Source organism: Kitasatospora cystarginea, assembly GCF_039533515.1.
Lineage (GTDB): Bacteria > Actinomycetota > Actinomycetes > Streptomycetales > Streptomycetaceae > Kitasatospora > Kitasatospora cystarginea.
Window position 1 is genome coordinate 128,360 of the sequence record NZ_BAAATR010000020.1, and the last position, 23,242, is coordinate 151,601.

General features: G+C 73.5%; 19 protein-coding genes. 6 read left to right on the forward strand and 13 right to left on the reverse strand.

The window, feature by feature from the left end; all coding sequences use genetic code 11:
• Positions 1 to 81: 81 nt before the first annotated feature.
• The 3 genes from ABD369_RS22235 to ABD369_RS22245 form a co-directional block, all read right to left on the reverse strand.
• The gene (locus tag ABD369_RS22235; protein WP_344638245.1) at positions 82 to 867 is read right to left on the reverse strand and encodes a DUF1684 domain-containing protein; all 786 of its coding nucleotides are present in this window, start codon (positions 865 to 867) and stop codon (positions 82 to 84) included.
• A 322-nt stretch (positions 868 to 1,189) separates the two neighbouring features.
• Positions 1,190 to 2,056, reverse strand: a complete 867-nt coding sequence (locus ABD369_RS22240; protein ID WP_344638246.1) for an acyl-CoA thioesterase — start codon at positions 2,054 to 2,056, stop codon at positions 1,190 to 1,192.
• Positions 2,057 to 2,429: 373 nt separating this feature from the next.
• Entirely contained in the window at positions 2,430 to 3,134 is a 705-nt protein-coding gene (locus ABD369_RS22245; RefSeq protein ID WP_344638247.1) for an alpha-ketoglutarate-dependent dioxygenase AlkB family protein, read from the reverse strand.
• 248 nt (positions 3,135 to 3,382) lie between these two features.
• Between ABD369_RS22245 and ABD369_RS22250 the strand changes: the two genes are divergently transcribed.
• The 3 genes from ABD369_RS22250 (at position 3,383) to ABD369_RS41215 (ending at position 6,488) form a co-directional block, all read left to right on the forward strand.
• Positions 3,383 to 4,186 (forward strand): MBL fold metallo-hydrolase, encoded by an 804-nt coding sequence (locus ABD369_RS22250; protein WP_344638248.1) that lies wholly within the window; start codon positions 3,383 to 3,385, stop codon positions 4,184 to 4,186.
• Between the two features lie 264 nt (positions 4,187 to 4,450).
• The gene (locus ABD369_RS22255) at positions 4,451 to 5,308 is read left to right on the forward strand and encodes a hypothetical protein (RefSeq protein ID WP_425557726.1); all 858 of its coding nucleotides are present in this window, start codon (positions 4,451 to 4,453) and stop codon (positions 5,306 to 5,308) included.
• Positions 5,309 to 5,717: 409 nt separating this feature from the next.
• Positions 5,718 to 6,488 (forward strand): hypothetical protein, encoded by a 771-nt coding sequence (locus ABD369_RS41215; protein WP_425557722.1) that lies wholly within the window; start codon positions 5,718 to 5,720, stop codon positions 6,486 to 6,488.
• Positions 6,489 to 6,760: 272 nt separating this feature from the next.
• On the opposite strand, the gene der is transcribed toward ABD369_RS41215, so the two are convergent.
• From der to ABD369_RS22275, 3 genes are all read right to left on the reverse strand, one after another.
• Entirely contained in the window at positions 6,761 to 8,218 is a 1,458-nt protein-coding gene (gene der, locus ABD369_RS22265) for a ribosome biogenesis GTPase Der (RefSeq protein ID WP_344638250.1), read from the reverse strand.
• 162 nt (positions 8,219 to 8,380) lie between these two features.
• Entirely contained in the window at positions 8,381 to 9,094 is a 714-nt protein-coding gene (cmk, locus tag ABD369_RS22270) for a (d)CMP kinase (protein ID WP_344638251.1), read from the reverse strand.
• Positions 9,095 to 9,254: 160 nt separating this feature from the next.
• The gene (locus tag ABD369_RS22275) at positions 9,255 to 10,340 is read right to left on the reverse strand and encodes a prephenate dehydrogenase (RefSeq protein ID WP_344638252.1); all 1,086 of its coding nucleotides are present in this window, start codon (positions 10,338 to 10,340) and stop codon (positions 9,255 to 9,257) included.
• 543 nt (positions 10,341 to 10,883) lie between these two features.
• Here ABD369_RS22275 and ABD369_RS22280 point away from each other — a divergent pair.
• From ABD369_RS22280 to ABD369_RS22290, 3 genes are all read left to right on the forward strand, one after another.
• Positions 10,884 to 13,187, forward strand: a complete 2,304-nt coding sequence (locus ABD369_RS22280; protein WP_344638253.1) for a DUF4139 domain-containing protein — start codon at positions 10,884 to 10,886, stop codon at positions 13,185 to 13,187.
• 3 nt (positions 13,188 to 13,190) lie between these two features.
• Positions 13,191 to 14,774, forward strand: coding sequence for a mucoidy inhibitor MuiA family protein (locus tag ABD369_RS22285; RefSeq protein ID WP_344638254.1), 1,584 nt, complete (start codon positions 13,191 to 13,193; stop codon positions 14,772 to 14,774).
• 62 nt (positions 14,775 to 14,836) lie between these two features.
• Positions 14,837 to 15,199: a DUF952 domain-containing protein gene (locus ABD369_RS22290; protein WP_344638255.1), complete on the forward strand. Its 363-nt coding sequence runs from the start codon at positions 14,837 to 14,839 to the stop codon at positions 15,197 to 15,199.
• A gap of 196 nt (positions 15,200 to 15,395) precedes the next feature.
• Here the strand turns inward: ABD369_RS22290 and ABD369_RS22295 are convergent, their stop codons facing one another.
• From ABD369_RS22295 to ald, 7 genes are all read right to left on the reverse strand, one after another.
• The gene (locus tag ABD369_RS22295) at positions 15,396 to 16,376 is read right to left on the reverse strand and encodes a helix-turn-helix domain-containing protein (protein WP_344638256.1); all 981 of its coding nucleotides are present in this window, start codon (positions 16,374 to 16,376) and stop codon (positions 15,396 to 15,398) included.
• A 243-nt stretch (positions 16,377 to 16,619) separates the two neighbouring features.
• On the reverse strand, positions 16,620 to 17,843 hold the full coding sequence (locus ABD369_RS22300) for a pseudouridine synthase (RefSeq protein WP_344638257.1): 1,224 nt from the start codon (positions 17,841 to 17,843) through the stop codon (positions 16,620 to 16,622).
• A gap of 72 nt (positions 17,844 to 17,915) precedes the next feature.
• Positions 17,916 to 18,746 (reverse strand): SMC-Scp complex subunit ScpB, encoded by an 831-nt coding sequence (gene scpB, locus ABD369_RS22305; RefSeq protein WP_425557723.1) that lies wholly within the window; start codon positions 18,744 to 18,746, stop codon positions 17,916 to 17,918.
• A complete protein-coding gene (locus ABD369_RS22310; RefSeq protein WP_344638258.1) occupies positions 18,743 to 19,618 on the reverse strand; it encodes a segregation and condensation protein A in 876 nt (291 codons plus the stop codon). The genes scpB and ABD369_RS22310 overlap by 4 nt, the downstream gene beginning before the upstream one ends.
• Before the next feature lie 162 nt (positions 19,619 to 19,780).
• Positions 19,781 to 20,290, reverse strand: a complete 510-nt coding sequence (locus ABD369_RS22315) for a hypothetical protein (RefSeq protein ID WP_344638259.1) — start codon at positions 20,288 to 20,290, stop codon at positions 19,781 to 19,783.
• Positions 20,291 to 20,331: 41 nt separating this feature from the next.
• A complete protein-coding gene (locus ABD369_RS22320; RefSeq protein WP_344638260.1) occupies positions 20,332 to 21,501 on the reverse strand; it encodes a ParA family protein in 1,170 nt (389 codons plus the stop codon).
• Positions 21,502 to 21,923: 422 nt separating this feature from the next.
• Positions 21,924 to 23,039: an alanine dehydrogenase gene (gene ald / locus ABD369_RS22325; RefSeq protein WP_344638261.1), complete on the reverse strand. Its 1,116-nt coding sequence runs from the start codon at positions 23,037 to 23,039 to the stop codon at positions 21,924 to 21,926.
• Positions 23,040 to 23,242: the final 203 nt, after the last annotated feature.

Below are 23,242 nucleotides of genomic sequence, written 5' to 3' on the forward strand. Positions count from 1 at the left end.
AGGCGGATTAGTCGACACGGGAACTCATGCTCGGCCACACCCCGCCCTCGTCGCCACCGCCCCCGCTCGCCGCGTCGGCGGTCACCGGCTCAGCACCTGCTTCTCCCCGGCCTCCACCGCGATCGTCAACCGGTTGTCGGGTGGCGGGAACGGGCAGATGTAGTGGTCGGAGAAGGCGCACGGCGGTAGGTGGGCCCGGTTGAGGTCGAGCACGGTGTGCCCGCTCTCGTCGGGTTCGGGCAGAGTGATGAAGCGGAAGCGGTACGTGTCGCTGCCGCTGGTGGCATCACTGATCACGCCGCTGAGCCACCTACCCGCGCGGCTGACGGTGAGCGTGTGCGGCTCACCGGCCAGGGTGAAGGAGATCTGCCCGGTGACCTCCAGGGGGCGCTCCCGCCCGTCGGCGTTGGGCACGCTGACCGTCTTCTCCGCCTCGAACGGGGTGAAGACGGCCGGTACGGCCCACTCCGGGGCGTAGGGATAGACGGTGATCCCGGCGAAGGCGGCGCGCCGTGCCGAGTCCGGATCGAAGACCCGCAGGGCCAGCTCGCCCTCTCGCTCGATCGGGGCCAGCAACCGCTCCCCCAGCTCGGCCAGGTCGGGGCTGCGCGCGGTGTCCGGACGCAGCGCGACCTCGCCGTCCACCGGCGCCTCCGCACCCTTGATCCGGATGTCGTCATCGGCCTTGGCGCGCAGCCGCACCAGGCCTTCGGAGGCCCACCAGAGCCCGGGCAGGCCCGAGATCTCGATGGGTTCGGAGTCCAGCCAGTGGGTGCCGGTGAGGGCGAGCTGGCCGTGCGGTGCGGTCACCGAGGCGGTGCGGGCCTCGGTCCAGTGCTTCCATTCCTCGGTGGCGGTGGCGGTCACGGTGCGTGCCTCCCGGGTAGCTCGGTACGAGGGTTCGACTCGAGGCGACGGTTCGACTCGGTGCGGCTCGGTACGGCTCGGTACGACCTTTCCGGTCGGTGCACCACGGTCGGTGCACCACGGTCGGCATACGACGGGCGGCGCACGACGGTCCGGGGCGAGGCACGACGATCCGCACACGAAGGTCCTGGTCGGCGTGCGACGATCCGGCTCGATGTTGCGGTCCGGGTCGAGGCGACGGTCCAAGTCAATGCGAGGGTTCGGTCGATGCGACAGTCAGATGGTTCAGCCGTTCGTCGGATCGGGTGATTCGGGGCCACGGTCAGCCGCGGCCGGTGAGAGGCCGGAACAGCCCCTCCTGTACGACGGAGACGACCAGCCGGCCCTTCCGGTCGAAGATCTGACCGCGTGCCAAGCCGCGCGCGCCGTGGGCGATCGGCGACTCCTGCTGGTACAGCAGCCAGTCGTCGGCGCGGAACGGGCGGTGGAACCACATCGCGTGGTCGAGCGAGGCCATGTCGAAGTTCCGCTCGCCCCACAGCGGTTCGATCGGGGCGCGGACGGCGTCCAGCAAGGTCATGTCGCTGGCGTAGGTGAGGGCGCAGACGTGGATCAGCGGGTCGTCGGGGAGGGCGCCGTGGGTGCGCAGCCAGACGCCGCTGCGCGGTTCGACGTCGGCCAGCTCGTCCTTGCTCCAGCGCAGACGGTCCACGTAGCGGATGTCGAAGGGCTGGCGGCGGCTGATGAAGGGCGGCAGCTCGCCGAGCTTGGCGCCGACCTCCTCCAGCGCGCTGGGCAGGTCCTCGGGGTCGGCCACGTCGGGCATCTGGGCCTGGTGCTCGATGCCGCCCTGCTCTGGCTGGTGGAAGTCTGCGGTGAGGGCGAAGATGCTGCGGCCCTGCTGGATGCCCAGCACCCGCCGGGTGGTGAAGGAGCGGCCGTCCCTGATCCGGTCGACCTGGTAGACGATGGGCACGCCGGGAACGCCGGGCCTCAGGAAGTAGGCGTGCAGCGAGTGCACCGGCCTGCCACCCTCCACCGTGCGACCCGCCGCAACCAGGGCCTGCCCCGCGACCTGGCCGCCGAAGGTGCGCTGCAGCGCCTCCTCGGGACTCCGGCCACGGAATATGTTGTGCTCGATCTGTTCCAGGTCGAGCAGGTCGACAAGGTGATCGACGGGTGTCTCCATGGCCACACTTCCTCTCTCGACGGGCTCGTGGGGCACGGTTCACCCGACGACCGCCTCGTCTACACAGAAGTCTGCTCGGCCCGCCGTAATTCCCGCCGCCCGGGGGTACGCGTCGGGCGCGCGTCGGGCGCGCGTCGGGCGCGCGTCGGGCGCGCGTCGGGCGCGCGTCGGGCGCGCGTCGGGCGCGCGTCGGATGGAGGTCGGCGGCAGCCCCGTTCGCCCCACGGCCTGCGGGTACTCCTGGCCACCGGTCCGCCGTACGGACCGGGTCCCGGCTCGCCGTAGGGACGAACTCCCCCGGCTCGCCGTACGGACCGGCTCACCCCCGACGCCCGGCCCGCCGTACCGGCCTACCCGGGACGTACGCCCCCGCTCACGTCAGGCCCGACTGCCGAACGGTGATGTTCAGCCGCCCGACCAGCCCGAGTGCCGGGTCGGCGGTGCCCGGCACGGTCCGCAGCACTCCGTGGTACGCGAACCTGGAGGGGCCGCCGAAGACCAGCAGGTCGCCGCTGCGCAGTTCCAGGTCGGTCCAGGGGCGGGTGCGGGTCTCGGCGTTGCCCAGCCGGAACACGCAGCTGTCACCGAGCGAGAGGGAGACCACCGGGGCGTCGATGCGTTCCTCGCGGTCGCGGTGCAGGCCCATCTTCGCGCCGTGCGGATAGTGGTTCACCACCCCGATGTCGGGCCGGTAGCCGACCGCCCCGGCGATCTCGGGCAGCCGCGGACCGTACGCCTCGGCGAGTGCGCGGACCGCGAGCGCGCCCAGCTCGGGCGGGAACGGCTTGACCGGCGCGCCGTCGCCGTCCACCACGGTGCGGGCGTAGCCGTACGGGTACCAGTGCCAGCCGAGGCTGAGCATCCGTACCGACATCTCGCCACCGCGGGGCATCCGGACGGTGCGCAGCCCGGCCGGCGGGCGGGCCCAGGCTCGGCAGGCCTCGACCAGTCCGCGCTGCTCGGGGAGGGAGAGCCAGTCGGGGACATGGACGGTGCCCGGCGCAGGTTCGGAGCGCTCGCGCGGCTCCGGCGGGAACAGCGACTCCGCGGGGAAGAGGGGGAACGTCTCGCCGTCCATGCACCCATCCTCGCAGCAGTCCGGCCCGCGCCGGCCGGGCGGCGGCGGCCCCGGGGTCAGCCGTTCGGCGCACGCCTGACCGGTTGCGGGTGCAGCGTGCCGGGTCCAGGGCTGAGCTGGGAGTACCCCGACCGGAGAGCCCCGATCGGGATGCCGACCGACGAGCCCGATCGGGAGCCCGACCGAGGTCCGGCCGAGGCACCGGCGCCGAGAAGCCGGTGCCGGGCAGCCCATGCCGAGGAGCCAGCATGAAGACCCTGGATTTCAAGATCATCGACCTTCCCGAGTCCTCCCTCGGCAAGTCGGCCGTGCTGGTCACCGGCCGGCACGAAGCACTCCTGGTCGATGCGGGCTTCACCCGCTCCGACGGCCACCGCCTGGCGGAGGAGGTCAGGGTCTGCGGCAAGCAGCTGACCGCGGTCTTCATCAGCCACGGCGACCCCGACTTCTACTTCGGCTCCGAGGCGATCCACCACGCCTTTCCCAAGGCCAGGTTCCTCGCCGCCCCGGCGATCGTGGCGCACATCAAGGAGACGTACCGGTCGAAACTGGAGACCTGGGCGCGGCTCGGCCCCGAACTCCCGACGCGGCTGGTCCTGCCCGAGCCGCTGGCCGGTGACGCCATCGAGTTCGAGGGCCACCGACTGGAACTGCGCGGCGCGGACTTCCACCTCCCGGACCGGCACTATCTGTGGGAGCACCGGCAGCGGGTGGTCCTCGGTGGCGTGCTGCTGTTCCAGGGGCTGCACGTGTGGACCGCCGACACCCCGACGCAGGCCGGGCGCGGCGCCTGGATCGACCTGTTGGACGGCATGGAGGCCCTCGACCCGTCCTTCGTGGCCGCCGGACACCGCAGGGCGGGCGCACCCGCCGACGTGTCGGCGATCCACTACACCCGGGACTACCTGCGGACGTTCGAGACCGAGGTCGGCCAGGCCGAGAACGCGGCGGCCGCGCAGGAGGCGCTGGAACGGCACTACCCGCAGGCCGGGTTGAAACTCGCGGTGGAACTCGGCACCAAGGTCGCCATGGGTGAACTGCGCTGGCGATGAAGGACCCCGGACCCCACAGGTCACCTACCGACGGGGCTCCCGGCAGCCCGGCGGCCGGCGCCCCGACAACGGCGGAACCCGGTGCGCTCGCATACGGCGTCGACACATTGCGTTCAGGTGTTCACAGCTCGCAGTCGGATTAGCGGCAATTCCCGTCGCGGGTGCGTTCACCCGTGACCCCTGGCCGGGCGGCCCGTTGGTAATGGCGGTCGGACGCGCCCGGCCGCCATTACCTGACGACCCGAGGAGTCCCCCTTGCCGCGCATGCTCGCTGTCAGCGACGAGGTCCGAGCCGAGATCGGCGACGACGAGGCAGACCGCCTGCTCGCCGGTGCACACGCACCCGAAACCTACGACTGCACTTCGTGCCGCGCCCCTGGTGACTCCTCCCAGGAGGCCACCAGTACCGTGCTGTTCGTCGGTGACGAGACGGCGGTACTCGCCTTCGCCCACGCCCGCTGCATTCCCTCGCAGGTGGTACCGGTCTCCGAGGCTCAGCTGCGCGGCGCCGTGGAGAGCATCAACCAGGCCCAGGGCGGCGCTCCGGCCGTCGGCGCGCCCGGGAGCGGGGGTGGTGCCGGGGGTGGCGTCGGAGCCGCTGCGGAGACGGCGCCCGAGGCCGAACGGCCCGCGCCGCCGGCCGCCGGGCAGCCCGCCGTCCTGGGGATCACCTGCGGTCTGGTGATGTGCGGTGACACCGCGCACGCCGCACTGGTGGTCGAACCGACCGGGCCGGTCGGCCGTCCCGGCAACACCTCCGGGGAGGACGAGTTCCTCTCGCTGCTGACCGACCACCACTTCCAGCAGGTCACGGACGTCGACAGGGCCCCGGACTCACCGCTGCCCGGCTGGTCGGTGCTGATGGCGATGGGCAAGCTGCACGCGATCCTGCAGCCCTCGGCGACCGGCGGCAGCTCCGCCTGGTGGCAGGCGCACCAGCCGCTCCAGGTCACCGACGCCTGGCGGCAGGCCGCCAACGCCCAGGCCACGGTGACGATGTACGCGGTTCCGGCCGGCACCGTCGGCCGCCAGCCCCGCGAGGACCTGCTGCGCCAGGCGCTCGACCGTGCCGCTGCCAAGGGCCTGCTGGTCGGTGCCATCCTGCCGCTGGCCGGGACCTGACGGTCCTCCCGCGCGCGCCGGGCCCGTCCCTCGTACCGGGCCGCCGCGCCGAACTCCCGAGCCGCTCCCCGTTCTCCGGCCCCCTCCGGCACCTCGCCACAGGGCCGGAGAACGTCCGTCCGGGCCCGGTGACGCAGCCGTCCCGCCATGACCTGCTGCGGCTCCGCCCGCGCCGCGGCCGGAGGCCGGACGAGCCGAAGCCGGCGCGGGGGACTGGAGGCGAACCGGCGAAGGACCGGCACGACGGGCTGGAGGCGAACCGGCGAAGGACCGGCACGAGGGGCACGACGGGCGAACCCATGGACGAACCGGCGAACACCCTGGCGATCCCGCCACCGAGTGCCGGGAGTGACACAGGACGGCCGTCCCGGCCCCGCATCCCCCGGCCGCCTCGATCGTTGGCCTTCGTGTGTACAGCTACGACGTCGTCACCCACCGCCCCTCCGCCACCGGCGCCCGTTCCATCCCGGGCATGCGCCCGTCGTACGACGCGGAGCACCCCTCCTCGCCGACCCCCATCTACGACGCGCTGTACTCGGAGTACCGGCGACTGTTCCGGGCCCTTCCCGGTGACCGGACCGGCGAGGAGGATCTGCGCTTCACCGGCTTCGCGGTACGGGACACTCCCCGGGCGGGGTACTTCAGCCGGGACGCCCAGCCCGTCCGTGAGGCACTCCCACCCGGGGACTCGTACGCCTCGCGCGGCGAGCCGTACGGCACCCGCGCGGAGTTGACCGCGTACCCGCCGCAGCACCAGGTGTTCGACACCTACGCGGGGCACGCCCAGGGCACGCCGCAGTTCATGCCGAGCCAGCAGGGCGGCGGCAACGGCGGGCAGTACGGGAGCGGGCAGCACTCAACCGGGTCGTTCACGCCGGGGCAGGTGACGTCCGGCCAGTTCAGCGCGGGTCAATTCCTCGCCGCGACCGGGCAGTTCGGGGCAGCGGCGGCTGCCGCAGGGCACCCCGGCGCCGCTCGGCCCGCCACCACCGGCCAACCGGCCGGCAACGGCCAGTACGCGGGCGCGGCCCAGGCATCCGGCGGTCAGGGCTGGGTCGCCTCGGGCTACCTCGCCCCCGCGCAGCCGGTCGTCGGCGGGGTCGGTGAGGTGAACGGCTTCAGCGGGCGCCACCGCGGCGTGCTGTCACTGCCCCCGGGCCGCATCCCCGGCCAGGGCTGACGCCGGTCCGGCCTGCCCGACACCGAACCACCGCTTCCGCCCATGCACTTCACGCCCGGAAACGCCACAGAGTGCCAAGAAGTGCCACGGCGCGTGCCAGCACATGCCACGGGCCGCCAGGACCGGACAGACACGGCACCGCACGACACACCTCATACGACGTGCCACGAGGCGCCGAGAACCGCCAGAAAGCGCTACGGACCCCAAGAGCCGCCGGAGGCCGGGCCCCGCAACGGGTACCCGGCCTCCGGACTGCCGCTCAGGCGGCCTGCTCACTTCTTGCGGCGCTTCTCCCGCACTCGCACCGAGATCGAGATCGGCGTACCGGTGAAGCCGAACTCCTCGCGCAGCCGGCGCTCGACGAAGCGGCGGTAGCCCGCCTCCAGGAAGCCGGAGGCGAAGAGCACGAAGCGCGGCGGCCGGGTACCGGCCTGGGTGCCGAACAGGATGCGCGGCTGCTTGCCGCCCCGGATCGGGTGCGGGTGGGCGGCCACCAGCTCGCCGAGGAAGGCGTTCAGCTTGGCGGTCGGGATGCGGGTCTCCCAGCCCTCCAGCGCGGTCTCGATCGCCGGGACCAGCTTCTCCATGTGGCGGCCGGTCTTCGCCGAGACGTTGACCCGGGGCGCCCAGCGGACCTGGACGAGATCGCGCTCGATCTCGCGCTCCAGGTAGTAGCGGCGCTCCTCGTCGATCTGATCCCACTTGTTGTAGGCGATGACGACGGCGCGCCCGGCCTCGACGGCCATCGAGATGATCCGGGTGTCCTGCTCGGCCAGGGTCTCGCTGGCGTCGATCAGGACGACCGCGACCTCCGCCTTCTCCAGCGCGGAGGCGGTGCGCAGCGAGGCGTAGAAGTCGGCACCGGCGGTCAGGTGGACCCGGCGGCGGATACCGGCGGTGTCCACGAACTTCCAGGTCTTGCCGCCGAGTTCGATCATCTCGTCGACCGGGTCGCGGGTTGTCCCGGCCAGCTCGTTGACGACCACCCGCTCCTCGCCGGCGACCTTGTTGAGCAGGCTGGACTTGCCCACGTTGGGCCGGCCGATCAGGGCCACCCGGCGCGGGCCGCCGACGGGGCTGTCGCCGAAGGTCTGCGGCGGGGCCTCGGGCAGCGCGGCCATGACGGCGTCGAGCAGGTCGCCGGAGCCGCGGCCGTGCAGCGCGGAGACCGGGTACGGCTCGCCGAGGCCGAGCGACCACAGGTAGGCGGCCTCGGCCTCGGTGGAGGGGCCGTCGACCTTGTTGGCGCAGAGCACGACCGGCTTGCCGGCCTTGCGGATGATCTTGACCAGGGCCTCGTCGGTGTCGGTGGCACCGACGGTGGCGTCCACCACGAAGAGCACCGCGTCGGCGGTCTCGATGCCGTACTCGGCCTGGGCGGCGACGGCGGCGTCGATGCCGAGGACGTCGACCTCCCAGCCACCGGTGTCGACCAGCTTGAACCGGCGGCCGTTCCAGGTGGCCTCGTAGGTGACCCGGTCGCGGGTGACGCCGGGGCGGTCCTCGACCACGGCCTCGCGGCGGCCGATGATGCGGTTCACCAGGGTCGACTTGCCGACGTTGGGGCGGCCCACGACGGCCAGCACCGGCAGCGGGCCGTGCCCGGCGGCGTCCAGCTCGGCATCGATCTCGTCGATGTCGAAGCCTTCCTCGGCGGCCAGCGCCATGAACTCGGCGTACTCGGACGCGTCGAGCTCTCCGTGCGAACCGTGCGCGGTCTCGTTGCTCATCTTCGTGTTTCCGTTTCCCGGCACCGGCCCTTCCCAGGGGCGTGCCGTGCGTACCTGCCCCTCGGGGGCAGCGCGGTGCGTGACGCCCTCGTCGCGGGCGGCCGCAGGTCTGTCTGTCAGGGCCCCGGGTACGGGCCCGATGGTCCGGCCGGGGCCGGGTCGTCAGGCGGCGAGGCAGCCGGTCCGTTCCTGGACCAGGCCCACGATCCGGTCGATCACCTGCTCCAGGGTGAGGTCGCTGGTGTCCACCAGGACGGCGTCCGGCGCCTGGGTCAGCGGGTCGGTCTCGCGGGAGGAGTCGGCGGCGTCCCGGCGGGTCAGGTCGGCGGCCATCGCGGCGATGGTCGCCTCGTCCACGCCCTTCGCCCGCAGCTCGGCGGCACGGCGCTCGGCGCGCGCGGCCTGCGAGGCGGTCAGGAAGACCTTGAGGGTGGCGGCGGGGAAGACCACGGTGCCCATGTCACGGCCCTCGGCGACGATGCCGCGCTCGGCGACCTCGGCGCAGCCGCGCTGCAGCTCCACCAGCCGGGCCCGCACCTGCGGGACCGCGGCGACGGCGCTGACCTTCGAGGTGACCTCGGGGCCGCGGATCGGTCCGGAGACGTCCTGGCCGTCGACCGTGATGGTCGGGCCCGCGGCGTCGGTGCCGGAGACGATCACCGGCTTGCCGCAGGCTATGGCCACCGCGTCGGCGTCCTCGACGTCGACGTCGTTGGTCAGCATCCACCAGGTCATCGCGCGGTACATGGCGCCGGTGTCCAGGAAGCTCAGGCCGAGCCGGGCGGCGACCGCCCGGGAGACGGTCGACTTACCGGAGCCAGAGGGTCCGTCGATGGCGACGACGACCGGGGCGGACGCTCGGTCGGCAGTGTCCACGGGGCGAACCTCTCTCTACAGCCTGGGGTTGACCTCACAAGGGTAGTCGAATCCCCGGGTTCACCCATCCGGACCAGCCCGCCGGGCCGCGACCGGAGCCGGGCGGGCGCGCCGGTTCCCGGGAGCCGGGCCCCGGACGGACCACTCCCGCCCCCGGCGCTCAGTCCCGGACGCTCCACCCCTGCTCGCGCAGCGCGCCGATGAGCCGCCGCACCGCCGCCGGGGCGACCGAGAGCTGGACGAAGCCGACCTGCTGGCCGCTGGAGTGCTCGATGGCCACGTCCTCGATGTTGACCCCGAGCGCGCCGACCTCGCCGAACAGCCGCCCGAGCTCGCCGGGCTGGTCGCCGAGGACGACCGCGACCGTCTCGTACCGGGTGGGCGGAGCGCCGTGCTTGCCGGGGATCCGGGACTGACCGGTGTTGCCGCGCCGCATCACGGCCTCGATCCCGGCCGCGCCACTGCGGCGCTCGGTCTCGTCGGCGGCCTCCATCGCGCGCAGCGCGGTGACGGTCTCGCCGAGGTCCGCCGCGACCTCCTCCAGGATGTCGGCGACCACTCCGGCGTTGGCGGACAGGATGTCCACCCAGAGCGCGGGGTTGGAGGCCGCGATCCGGGTCACGTCCCGGACGCCCTGGCCGGAGAGCCTTATGGCGGTCTCGTCCGCGTGCTCCAGCCGGGCCGCGACCAGCGAGGAGAGCAGCTGGGGGGTGTGCGAGACCAGCGCGACCGCGCGGTCGTGCGCGGAGGCGTCCATCACGATCGGCATGGCGCCGCAGAGCGCGACCAGTTCCAGGGCCGCGTTCAGGGTGTCCGTGTCGGTGTCCGGGGTGGGGGTGAGCACCCACGGCCTGCCCTCGAACAGGTCCGCCCGGGCGCCCAGCGGACCGGACACCTCCCGCCCGGCCATCGGGTGGCCGCCGATGTAGTGGGTGGTGTCACAGCCCAGCGAGGCGATGTCGGCCCGCGGCCCCGACTTCACACTCGCCACGTCCGTGTACCAGCGGGCGAGCCCCCGGCGCTGGCAGTCCGCGAGCACCTTGCCCACCAGGGCGGGCGGCACCGCGACGATCGCCAGGTCGACCGGCCCCTCGGGCAGGTCGGTGGTACCGGCACCGAGCGAGGCCGCCGTACGCGCGGCATCCGGATCGGCGTCCTCCAGATACACGCTGAAGCCGCGACCGGTGAGCGCGAGGGCAGCGGAAGTGCCGATCAGTCCGGTGCCGACGACGGCGGCAGTGCGCATGGGGGTTCGTCTCCTGTCAGGTGCCGATCCTGGTGGACGCCAATCCTCTCGCACCGGGGATCATTCTTGGCCACGGGCGCTCGCGCGGGCGGGCCCGGCAGGTTTGGGTCGGCTCGATCCCGCCTGCCCGGAGCGGGTGTTCACGGCAGCGGAGTGATTGCTCGGACACCCGCTCCGCCCGCCGCGGCAGAGCCGGCGAGCACCCTTCGGTCGGTACAGCCACCGCTGCGACGCCCCCGTACCGCCCTTGACGTGGACCGCCCCTGGCCGGACCACTGCCCGACCCCGCCTCCAAACACCGCCCCGGCAAACCGGGTTGACAACACCACGAGGCCCACCGTCCGCCGCCACCACCTCCCGCAGTACCGCCCGCAGTACCGCCCGCCGGAAGCACAAGGAAGCCACACATCCTCCCGGCACCCTCGGCTGTGTCGCGCCCCTCACGGGACACCTGTGCGGCACGCGGGCGAAATCCGCTGACTCCTGGGCGCCCCGGGGGCAGACTGGGCCGCCGGGGGACGGCTCGGACGAAGGGTGGGCGGGGTGGCGGCTGAAGCGGTCCAGGAGGCCGGGCGGGACGCGGCGCGGAGCTGGGGATCGGTACTCGAATCGGTGGTGGTGTACGCATCGGGCGCGCTCTGCCTGCGCCGGGCCCGCGGCACCGTGCCACCGGACGGCCGGGTACGGCTGCCGGGACTGCCCCGGACGCTCGACGGCGGCTCCCTGCGCGCCCGGGTGGTCGGCCAGGGCGCCTGGCGGGTCACCGAGGCCCGGTTGGAGGCGGCCGCCGAGCTGCGCGAACCGGCGGAGCTGCCCGGACTGCGCCGCCGGGCCGAGCAGGCCGAGGAGACGCTGGAGGCCGCCCGCGAACGGCACTCCGGACTGCTCGGCCGGATAGCGGAGATCGCCGCCCTGCGCGTGATCCCGCCGGCCCTGACTCCCGAGCAGCCGCACCGCCGCACCCCCGCCGACGCCTGGCTCGAACTGGCGGACTTCGTCGACGACCGGCTCGCCGCCCTGAACGCCCGCGCCCTGGAGCTCGCCGGCGAGGTCCGCCAGGCGGAGCACGCCCTGGCCGTCGCCCTGGAGGCCCTCGGACAGACCTCCACCGCGGAGCCCGCCCACCCGGTGGAGACCAGCGCCGTCGCCGTGCTCACCCTCACCAGTAGCGAGCACGGCGCGCGTGTCGAGGACGTCGAGGACGTCGAGATCGAGCTGGAGTACGGCGTCCAGGGGGCGTACTGGGTCCCGTCGTACCGACTGAGCCACCGCCAGGGCGACGGCGGCTCAGGATCGCTCGTGCTGCGCGCCTCCGTCCTCCAGCTCAGCGGCGAGGACTGGACGGGCGTGCGGCTGGCGCTCTCCACCGCCGACCTGAGCCGTCGCACCGACCTGCCGCAGCTGCGCTCGATCCGGATCGGCCGTCGCCAGCCCACCCCCGTGCCCTCCGGCTGGCGGGAGGCTCCGGCCGGCCTGTCCGAGCTGTTCGCGGGGTACGACGCGGCCGGCCCGCGCCCGTCGGCCGGGCGGTCCGCCCGGGCCTTCGGCGCGGCCTCCCCCGCACCCGTGCCGCGCGGTCCGCTGGCCCCCGCCGGCGGCGGGACGGCCGGGGTGCCGGAGGTCCTCGACGCCGGCCTGCACGGCTACGGCGGCGCAGCCCTCCCCCAGGCGCCCGCTGGGGCCCCCGCACCGGCACCCGCCGCACCGGCTCCACCCACTGCACCGGCACCCGCCGCACCGGCTCCACCCACTGCACCGGCACCCGCCGCACCGGCTCCACCCACTGCACCGGCTCCGCCCGGTGCCCAGGCCCCCGCCGCTCCCGTCGCATACGGGGCCCCGCCTCCCCCACCCGGCACCGCCGGCGCCCCGCCGCTCGGCCCCGGCGCGCCCGCGCCCGCGATGGCGCCGCGGATGCGGATGGCGGCCGCACCGCTCGCCGCTCCGCCACCCCTCCAGGCCCAGGCGCCCGAGCCCGCCGCACCCGCATACCCCCACCCGGCCCCCGAGTGGCTCGACTACGCCGCACTGACCCTGCGCGGCCCGGATGCCCCGCCCGCCGCCCGTGGCCGCCTGCTTCCCGACCCCGTCCTCGGCCGTGCCGGTGCGGGCCTGCCCGCCGCGGTGCCGCCGGCCCTGCCGGCGCTGCCCGAGCACGCAGTCCTCCCCCACCGGTCGGCCGGGTCGTTCGCCTACCGCTACGAGGCCGCCGCACCCGTGGACATCCCGTCCACCGGCCGTGGGTGGCACACCGTCACGATCGCCGAGGTCCCGGTCGAGCTGCGTACCGAGCACGTGTGCGTGCCCTCCGTCGAGGAGACCGTGTACGCCACCCTGCTGCTCACCAATCCGGGCGCGCAGCCACTGCTCGCCGGGCCGGTCGAGGTGAGCGTGGACGGCGAGTTCCTGCTCACCGCCGCACTGCCGACCCTGGCGCCCGGCGACACCCGGCGGGTCGGCCTCGGCGTGGCGGAGGGCATCCGGGTGGCCCGCCGGACCGAACTGCGCGAGTCCACGGCGGGCCTGCTGAACAACACCACCGTGCTCGACCACCGTGTCCATGTGGAACTGGTCAACCGGCTCGGCCACCCCGTCACGGTCGAGGTCCGCGAACGCGTACCGGTCACCGCCGACGCCGAGATCCGGATCGAGGAGCGGTCCGGCTGGACGGCCCCGAGCAGGCCCGACGGACCGCGACCCGGCACCGAGCCCTCGGACACCTACCCGCCGAGCACCCGCGTGTGGCGGGTGGAACTGCCCGCCGACGGCACCGTCGAGCTGGACGGCGGCTACGAGATCCGAATCCCGGCCGGCAAGGCCATCCTCGGCGGAAACCGGAGGAACTGACCCATGACCAACCCGCCCGCCACGTCCTCCGTCCCGGTCCGCCCGCTCCCGGTCACGGCCGTCACCTGTCTGGAGGACCGCACCCTGGTGATGCGGACCACCACCCTCGATCTGCACCCGGGAGTGCAGCGGCTGCGCCTCGGCCCGATCACCGCGCTCGCCGTCGACCGCTCGCTGCGCGCCGACGTGACCGGCAGCCGGGCCGGGGCCGCCAGGGTGCTGGACGCCCGGATCATCCGCTCCTGGACCCCGCGCGCCCCGCTTCCGCCCACCGAGGCCGACTCGGAGTTGCGCCGCCGGGTGCACGCCCTGGAGCAGGAGCAGCTCACCGAGGACGCCCGCCGCCGCCGGCTGGAGGCCCGGCAGGCCCTGCTCGCCCAGCTGGCCGCCGATCTGCTGCGCGAGATCGGCGAGGGTGCGGGCCACGGCGAGATCGAACGGGCCCGCTGGGGGCGCGAGTTGGACCGGGTGGACGCCGAGCGCGAGTCGTACGGGGAGCAGCTGCGTGCGGTGTGGTCACGGCTGCGGGCCGTCGAGGAGGAGCTGCGGCAGGCCCAGTCGGCGCTGGACCAGGCCGAGGAGGAGCCCGTCGAGCTGCTCGGGTACGTGGAGCTCACGGTCGAGGCCGCCGAGGCCGGCCCGCACGGGCTGACGGTCTCCCACCTCGCGCCGTGCGCCCTGTGGCGGCCCGCCTACCGGGCGACGCTGGGCGAGGAAGGTCTGCTGCTGGAGACCGAGGCGGTGGTCTGGCAGCGCACCGGCGAGGACTGGTCGCAGGTCCGGCTGACCCTGTCCACCGCCCGTTCCGCCCTGCCCGGCGAGCCGCCGCGGCTGGCCGAGGACGTGCTCGTGCTGCGCGACAAGTCCGCCGAGGAGCGCCGCACGGTCGACGTCGAACTGCGCGACGAGGAGATCGGCAGTACCGGGCCGGCCGCGGTGGACGGCCTCCCGGGCGTGGACGACGGCGGCGAGGTGCGCACCCTGCGCGCTCCGGGGCCGGCCTCGGTGCCCGGCGACGGCCGTCCGCACCGGGTGCCGCTCACCGCCTTCACCGCCGGCGCGAGCAGCGAGTACGCCTGCGCGCCAGAACTGTCCCCGCTGGTCACCCAGGTGGTGCGGTTCCGCAACGGCGCCGGGCACGCGCTGCTGGCGGGCCCGGCGGACCTGGTCCGCGGCAGCGGTTTCGTCGGCCGCGCGGAGCTGCGTTTCACCGCCCCGGGCGCACCGGCCGAACTCTCCTTCGGCAGCTCGGACGGCTACCGGGTGATCCGGGAGACCGAGGAGACCAGGGGCAGTGCCGGACTGGACCGCCGCACGGTGCTCACCCGTACGGTCCGGCTGCACCTGTCCCGCCTCTCCGGCCCGCAGGAGCAGGGCGAGCAGGTGGTCGTGGTGCGCGAACGGATCCCGGTCTCGGAGGTCTCGGCGGTGGAGGTACGGCTGCGCAAGGAGGCCTGCTCCCCACCACCGGACGAGCTGGACGCCGAGGGCATCGTCCGCTGGGACGTGGCGCTGCCGCCGGGCGGCCGACGGACCGTCACCCTGGTGTACGAGGTCTCGGCGGCGGCCAGGGTGGCCGGGATCTGACCGGCCCCGATCGGCATCGCACAGAACCATCAACTCCGGTGCGAATCAGGTAAAAAAGACACATGATCTACCATCTCGCACCCCTGGACGACTGGCTCCGTGACCCGGGGCGGCCGTACGCCACCACCTCCCTGCTGACCGACGGGTTCATCCACTGCTCGGCCGACGAGCAGACCGCGCTGGCCGTCGCCAACGCCTTCTACCAGGACTCGCCGGAGCCGCTGATGGCCCTGCTGATCGAGGAGAGCCTGGTGGAGCCGATGGTGAAGTGGGAGGCGCCGCACGGCGCGCCGCCGCCGGGCGCGACCCCGGGCGTGCTGTTCCCGCACATCTACGGGCGCCTCAACCGCACCGCGGTGGTCGGCCTGGAGAAGGTCGAGCGCGGCCCGGACGGCCGCTGGGCCGCCCTCCAGCCCTGGAGCTGAGGCCCCGTTCCGCGCGGCCGGGGAAGCGGTTCACGCAGCAGTTTCACGACCGCGGAAGCGGCTCAAGGGCGGCGAAGCAAGGGCGGGGAAGCGGTTCAGGGGCGCGGGGAACCCCGCCCCTGAAGGCCTCCGTTGGGAAGTCCTGCCCGACCGCCCCGTGCCTACCGCCGCCCACCGCGCGGCCCGTCCGTGCGGCTCACAGCCAGCCGCGCTCCCGGGCCGCCATGCCCGCCTGGAACCTGGTGGTCGCGCCGAGCTGGCGCATCAGCGTCTGCAGCCGCCGCTGGGTGGTCCGGGCGCTCCAGCCGAGCGACCGCGCGATCGACTCGTCGGTGAGCCCGGCCGCCAGCAGGCCGAGCAGCTTGCGGTGGTCCTCCTCGGGGCCGGAGCCGTCGTCCCCGTCGCCGATCGCCGCCTGCAACGGGACCGCCCGCTCCCACTCCGCCTCGAAGAGCGCGTCCAGCCCCTGGAGCAGCGCCGACGGATGGACCACGTACGCGGCGTCAAGCACCGCGTCGCCGACGCTGATCGGGATGATCGCCATCCGGTCGTCGGCCATCATCATCTTCATCGGCAGTACCGGCCGGACCTTGCACTCCTCGCCGTCCGCGACCCCGGGCAGGATGTCCTTCTCCAGCCGCCCGGGCCAGGCCACGGCCTCCTTGTCGTAGATCGCCCGGAACTTCAGCCCGGCCCGCAGCCGCTGGCGCTGCCTGGACAGGCTGGCCACCGGGTCCTGGATGTAGGGCGGGCAGTCGAAGCCGCGCACCTGGTACTGGGCCGTCCCGACCAGGTGCTCCAGCCGCTGGGCGATGGCTTCGGCGCCGGTCAGCACCTCGACCGAGTGGGCGGGGTCGGTGAACCGGCTGGCCTCCCGGAAGGCGTCCATCAGCCGGTGCATCTCGGCGCGGGCGTCCCGCAGCTGGGCCTCGCGGTGGCCGATCAGGGTGCCGATGGCGACGTCGGGGGCTACGGAGAGATAGCGCTCGCGGTCGACCGGACTGCGGGTCACCATGCCCTGCTCGGCCAGCCGGTCGAGGGACTCCCGACTCTGTTGCGGGGTCAGTCCGCACTGCTCGGCGAGCTCTTCTGCGGTGGACTGGGGTGCGGCCACCAGCGCCGCGTAGACCTGTCCGTCCGGCCGGCCAAGACCGAGCACTCCGAATGCGTCGGGCACGACGTTCCTTCCCCCCACTGCTCACCCCGGTTGGCGCACTCCCGCCATCCGGCCGGGCGCCAGTTGCTGGCCATCGTGCGCCACGGATCCACGGGCTGACAAGCCGGGGCAACGGGGGTGCGGCCAGGCTCACACCACATCCCCGCAGTACAGCAGAGGGTCTCCCCGCCGATCGGCGGGGAGACCCTCCTCATCAGGTACTACAAGCCCGGCGGCGCCGGATGGCGGGCCGGCGGCAGGTCCCTACAGGCCGACCTCGCGCATCAGCTGGCCGACCTCCGGGTTGGTGAGCCGGCGCAGCCAGCCCGACTTCTGGTCGCCCAGGGCGATCGGACCGAAGTGGGTGCGCACCAGCTTCTCGACCGGGAAGCCCGCCTCGGCGAGCATCCGGCGGACGATGTGCTTGCGGCCCTCGTGCAGGGTGACCTCGACCAGGTAGTTCTTGCCGACGTTGGAGACCACCTTGAAGCTGTCGGCGCGGGCGAAGCCGTCCTCCAGCTCGATGCCCTGCGCCAGCTGCTTGCCCAGGTCGCGCGGGATCGGGCCCTGGATGGCCGCCAGGTAGGTCTTGGTCACGCCGTAGCGGGGGTGGGTGAGGCGGTGGGCCAGCTCGCCGTGGTTGGTGAGCAGGATGATGCCCTCGGTCTCGGTGTCCAGCCGGCCGACGTGGAACAGCCGGGTCTCCCGGTTGGTCACGTAGTCGCCCAGGCACTGCCGGCCGTCCGGGTCCTCCATGGTGGAGACCACACCGGCCGGCTTGTTGAGCGCGAAGAACAGGTACGACTGGGTGGCGACGGTCAGACCGTCCACCTTGATCTCGTCCTTCTGCGCGTCCACCCGCTTGCCCTGCTCGGTGACCGGCACGCCGTTGACCTCGACCCGGCCCTGCGCGATCAGCTCCTCGCAGGCCCGGCGGCTACCGACACCGGCCCGCGCCAGCACCTTCTGCAGGCGCTCGCCCTCGGGTTCGCCGAAGGTCTTGGGCAGCTTGACGGCCGGCTTGTCGTGCCGGGCCAGCACCGCGTCCTCGATCCGGGCCTGCAGCTCGCGCGAGCGCTGCGGCTGGCGGCGCGGGTCGCCCGGCGCGCCCTGGCCCTCGCGGCGCGGCCGCGGGGCCGGCCCGGGCTTGCGGGCGGCGAAGCCGCTGCGGCCCGGCGTGGCGTTCGGCCCGCCACCGTACTCGGGCCGGTCGTACCGGCGCTCCTCCGGGCGGGGCGTGCCCTTGCGGCCCGAGCCCTGCCGCCGGTCGTCCCGGCCGTAGGAACCCCCGCGCGACGAAGAGTCGCCGCCGTAGGAGTCGCGGTCGCGCCCGTACGAGCCGCCGCCGCGCGAGGACGAGGAACCGTCCCGCCCGCCGCCGAAGGACGAGCCGCCCCGGGAGCCGCCGTACGAGCCGCCCCGGCCCCCGCCCTGTCCACCACGGCCCTGGCCGCCGCCGCTGTTCCTGCCGTTGCCACTGCTACGCATCAAAATGTCCGTACGTCGTATCCGTTGGGAGTAGTGCAAGTCGTTTCGGCCGACCTCACCGCCCCCTGCCGATCAGACGCGAGCCCGACCGGTCTCGTCCGGGCCGCCCGCCGCACGTGCGGCGGCGACCGCCTCCGCGATCATCGTGCCTTCGAGGGACTCCGCTTCCACGTCGTCGACCTCGGGCAGGAAGGGTGCCAGCTCCGGCAGCTCGTCCAGGCCGCGCAGCCCCATCCGTTCCAGGAAGTAGTTCGTCGTCCGATACAGGATCGCACCTGTTTCGGGCTCGGATCCGGTCTCTTCCACCAGTCCTCGCTGTACCAGGGTACGCATCACGCCGTCACAGTTCACACCGCGTACCGCGGAGACCCGGCTGCGCGACACCGGCTGCCGGTACGCGACCACCGCCAGCGTCTCCAGTGCGGCCTGGGTGAGCCGGGCCTGCCGGCCGTCCAGGACGTAGCGGTCCACGGCGGGCGAGCACTCGGCTCGGGTGTAGAACCGCCAGCCTCCGGCCACCAGCCTCAGGTCGAAGCCCCGGCCCTGGGCGGTGTACTCGGCGGACAGCTCGCGCAGCGCCCCGGCCACCTCCGCGCGCGGACGCTCCACCGCCTCGGCCAGCCGCGCCTCGGTGGCGGGCTCGTCCACCACCAGCAGCACCGCCTCCAGCGCGGCCCGCAGCGCCCCTCCGTCCCCGGTCACCGCGCTTCCGCCGGCCGACGGCCCGTCAGCCGGCGGGGCGGGCGCCGGCACCGCTTCCGCGGGCCGCTCCGCGAGCCCGCGGGCAGGCGTCTGCGGGCCGTGGGCGGACTCCTGCCACTCGTGCGCCCTCGGCTGGCCCGGGACGCCCAGGGCCCGCCTGTGCGGCCCCGGCAGGCCGGTTCCCTCGGGCTGCTCCGTCACGATGCCTCCTCAGCCGTCTTCCGGTCCCCGTCCACCGGCCGGCGGTCGAACTCGTCGGTGACCTCGACCGGCCGCCCGGGATCGGCGACCCATCGCACCAGCAGCTCGCCCAGCGCCTGCGGCTGCTCGAAGTCCAGCGCCCGTTCCCGGTACAGCTCCAGCAGCGCCAGGAACCGGGCGACCACCACGAGGGTGGACTCGGCGTCCGCGACCAGCTGGTCGAAGGTCGCCGAACCGAGCGCGGTGAGCCGGTCGACCACCCGGGCGGCCTGTTCGCGCACGCTCACCGGCGGGGTGTGGATGTGGTCCACGTAGACCACCGGCCTGGGCCTGGGCGCCATCGCCCGCGCCGCCAGCTGGGCGAAGTGCTCGGGGCCGATGCCCAGCACCACCTCAGGCAGCATTTCGGCGTGCCGCGGCTCCAGGCCCACGCTGCGGGCGCGCCGCAGCAGCTCGGCCTCCCAGCGCTCGCCCAGCACCGCCGCCACCTGCTTGTAAGCGCGGTACTGGAGCAGCCGGGCGAACAGCAGGTCGCGGGCCTCCAGCAGGGCGAGGTCCTCCTCGTCCTCGACCTCGGCGGCGGGCAGCAGCCGGGCCGCCTTGAGGTCCAGCAGGGTGGCCGCGACCACCAGGAACCCGGTCGCCGCGTCCAGGTCCCAGTCGGGGCCCGCGGCTCGGATGTGGGCGACGAACTCGTCGGTCACCTTGGACAGCGCCACCTCGGTGACGTCCATCCGGTGCTTGGCGATCAGGCTGAGCAGCAGGTCGAACGGGCCCTCGAAGTTGTCCAGCCGCACCAGGAAGCCGGCCCGCGCCTCACCCGCCTCCTCGGCGGGCCGGACGGCCCCGACGGCTTCCCCTGCACTCGACATGACGCCCCATCTTCACCCGCGCCGCGCCCGCGGGCGGCGAGGCAGCGCCCAGGGGCGCGGATCCGGGTGCGATCGGGTGGGCATCCCCGGGGGGAGTGGCGACCCGACGGTCTTCCGCCGCGGCAGGGTGTCCGCGCCGCCGGGAGAGTCCGCGGGACGGACTCAGCGGCCGCGCAGCCGCCGCACCAGGATGCTGGCCTCGCCGCGCTGCTCCAGGTCGGCGAGGACGACGGAGATGGCCTCCCGGACCACCCGGCCCCGGTCCACCGCCAGCCCATGCTCACCGCGCAGCACCAGACGGGCGTGCTCCAGGTCCATGAGCTCCTCGGCGGACACGTACACGGTGATCTTCTCGTCGTGCCGCTCGCGTCCGGTGGGTCGTCGCACGGCCCGGCCCCGGGGGCGGACCCGCCTGGCGGCCTCGCCCGCCTGCTCGTCGGCCTGCGCCGCCGTTCCCGGCCCGGCCGCCGTACCGGGCTGCCCCTGCGGCTGCCGTCCGCCGGTCGGCTGCGGCCCGTCCGGCGCGCTCTCGGCGGGCGTCGCCGGCTGCTCGCCTCGGCTGCCGGAGGCGTCCCGGGCGGTGTCTCGCGGCCCGGTGCCGTTCTCGGCCGCGCGGGCGGTCTCCGCTCTGGGCGCCTCGGCCGGCCGGGAGAGGGAGGGCGAGAGCGCCATCCCGCCCGTGGTCCGGAACAGCTCGTCAGCCCCCGGGAGACTCACTCGGCGGGGCGGCACCGGTCGAGCACCTCCCTGGCGAGCTGGCGGTAGGCGGCGGCACCGACCGAGTTGGTCGCGTACGTGGTGATCGGCTCGCCGGCCACCGTGGTCTCCGGGAACCGGACGGTCCGGCCGATCACGGTGTGGAAGACGTGGTCGCCGAACGCCTCGACGACCCGGGCCAGCACCTCGCGGCTGTGCACGGTACGCGAGTCGTACATGGTGGCGAGGATGCCGTCCAGGCGCAGCTCGGGGTTGAGCCGCTCGCAGACCTTCTCGATGGTCTCGGTGAGCAGCGCGACACCGCGCAGCGCGAAGAACTCGCACTCCAGCGGGACGATCACACTATGAGCGGCCGTCAGGGCATTGACCGTCAGGAGACCGAGCGAGGGCTGGCAGTCGATGATGACGTAGTCGTAGTCGGGCAGCAGCGGCTTCAGCGCCCGGGCCAGCGCGGACTCCCGCGCCACCTCGCTGACCAGCTGCACCTCGGCGGCGCTCAGGTCGATGTTCGAGGGCAGCAGGTCCATACCGGGGATCGCGGTCTTCAGCAGCACCTCATCGGCCGTCAGGCCCCGCTCCATGAGCAGGTTGTAGACCGTGACGTCCAGCTCCATCGGGTTGACGCCGAGGCCGACCGAGAGCGCGCCCTGCGGGTCGAAGTCCACCAGCAGCACCCGGCGCCCGTACTCCGCGAGTGCGGCACCCAGGTTGATGGTGGACGTGGTCTTGCCGACGCCGCCCTTCTGGTTGCACATCGCGATGATCTGCGCGGGGCCGTGCTCGGCCACCGGCGCGGGGATCGGGAAGTAGGGCTGCGGGCGGCCGGTGGGGCCGATCCGCTCGCGGCGCTGGCGGGCCGCGTCGGGGGCCAGGGTGGCGGCGTACTCCGGGTCGGGCTCGTACTCGGCGTCCGGGTCCTCGTACGAGCCGTAGGCGAAGTCGCCGTAGACCAGGCCGTGCGCGGCCAGGTCGGCGTCGTAGTCGGCGACGGAGGTGGTGCTGACACCGGTGCTCTGGCGTGCCTCGAAGGTACGGACCGCGACCGAGCCGACCTCTACCGAACCCACCGTGGCCTGCCGGGCCGTGAGCTCCTCGTTCGGCTGTCCGGCGGTGTGCTCCGCCAGTCCTGGCTGACCACCCCCGGGAGCAAATGTCGACTCATTCACAAGTCGTCTTACCTCCTTGGGCATCCAGGACTCTATGTCGATTCGTCAGCGTGGCAGCATGCCGACGGTTTGCGACTCTAGGCCGTCTGCGGCGTTCGCAGCAACACAATCCACGGTAGTGGGCACGATGTGTCGGCTGTCGGACCGGTCGCTGTCAAGGCCTTAAAGGGCCCTCGGCCCTAACGTTTCCGCGGAGGTCACCGCCCCCGGGCCGGGCGGGCCACCCACCCCGTTTGCGGTCGGCGGGTGACGTGTTGCACATGAATTGACATCGTGACGCCACCCGACCTTCACCACCGGTTCCGGGCACGCCGAAGCCCCCGGCCCGAGGATGGGGCCCCTCCTGCCCGTTGGCGGGCGAGGAGGGAGGGCCGGGGGCATGGCACCGCCTCAGTCGGGCGGACCGTTCAGCTGATGCGCACTCAGGCGAGCACGCTGTCCAGGGAGATGGACTCCAGGCCGAAGGCGTCGGCGACGGCGGCGTAGGTGATCTGGCCCTCGTGGACGTTCAGACCCTTGGCCAGCGCCGCGTCGCGGCGCAGCGCCTCCTTCCAGCCGCGGTTGGCCAGCTCGACGACGTACGGCAGCGTCGCGTTGGTCAGCGCGTAGGTGGAGGTGTTCGGGACGGCGCCCGGCATGTTGGCCACGCAGTAGAAGACCGAGTTGTGGACCTGGAAGGTCGGCGCGGCGTGCGTGGTCGGGTGCGAGTCCTCGAAGCAGCCGCCCTGGTCGATGGCGATGTCGACGAGCACGGAGCCCGGCTTCATCCGGGAGACCAGCTCGTTGGTGACCAGCTTCGGGGCCTTGGCGCCCGGGATCAGCACCGCGCCGATGACCAGGTCGGCCTCGACGACGGCCTTCTCCAGCTCGTAGGCGTTGGAGGCGATGGCCTTGACCTTGGTGCCGAAGATGCGGTCGGCCTCGCGCAGCTTGTTGATGTCGCGGTCGAGCAGGGTCACCTCGTAGCCCATGCCGATGGCGATGGTGGCGGCGTGCCAGCCGGAGACGCCACCGCCGATGACCACGCACTTGGCCGGGTGGGTGCCGGGCACACCACCGGGCAGCACGCCGCGGCCGCCGGCCGGGCGCATCAGGTGGTACGAGCCGACCTGCGGGGCCAGCCGGCCGGCCACCTCGGACATCGGGGCGAGCAGCGGCAGGGCGCCGTTGGCGAGCTGCACGGTCTCGTACGCGATCGCGGTGGTGCCGGAGGCGAGCAGCGCGTCGGTGCCGGCCCGGTCGGCCGCCAGGTGCAGGTAGGTGAAGAGCGTCTGCCCCTTGCGGAGGCGGTGGTACTCCTCGGCGATGGGCTCCTTGACCTTCAGCAGCAGGTCAGCGGTGGCCCACACCTCATCAGCGGTGGGGAGGATGGTGGCACCGGCGGCCACGTACTCCTCGTTGGAGATCGAGGAGCCGACACCGGCGTTGTCCTCGATGAACACCTCGTGTCCGTTGCGGACCAGCTCATGCACGCCGGCGGGCGTGATGGCCACGCGGTACTCGTGGTTCTTGACCTCGCGGGGGATGCCGACCTTCACGGCTAAACACGTCCTCTTGCCATGGGGGTCCCTACCGGAGAAGACCGGCGGGCGACGCGCACGGGGGGAAGCCATCGGAAGACACCGAAAGACACTTCGCTGCGCGACTGCTGTCGAGTGTAATGAAGCCCAGCGAATCCGCCAGCCTTCCAAACTGAATAAATCAGCTTGTTACATTGGCACTTTCGTAGGCTCGTGACGAC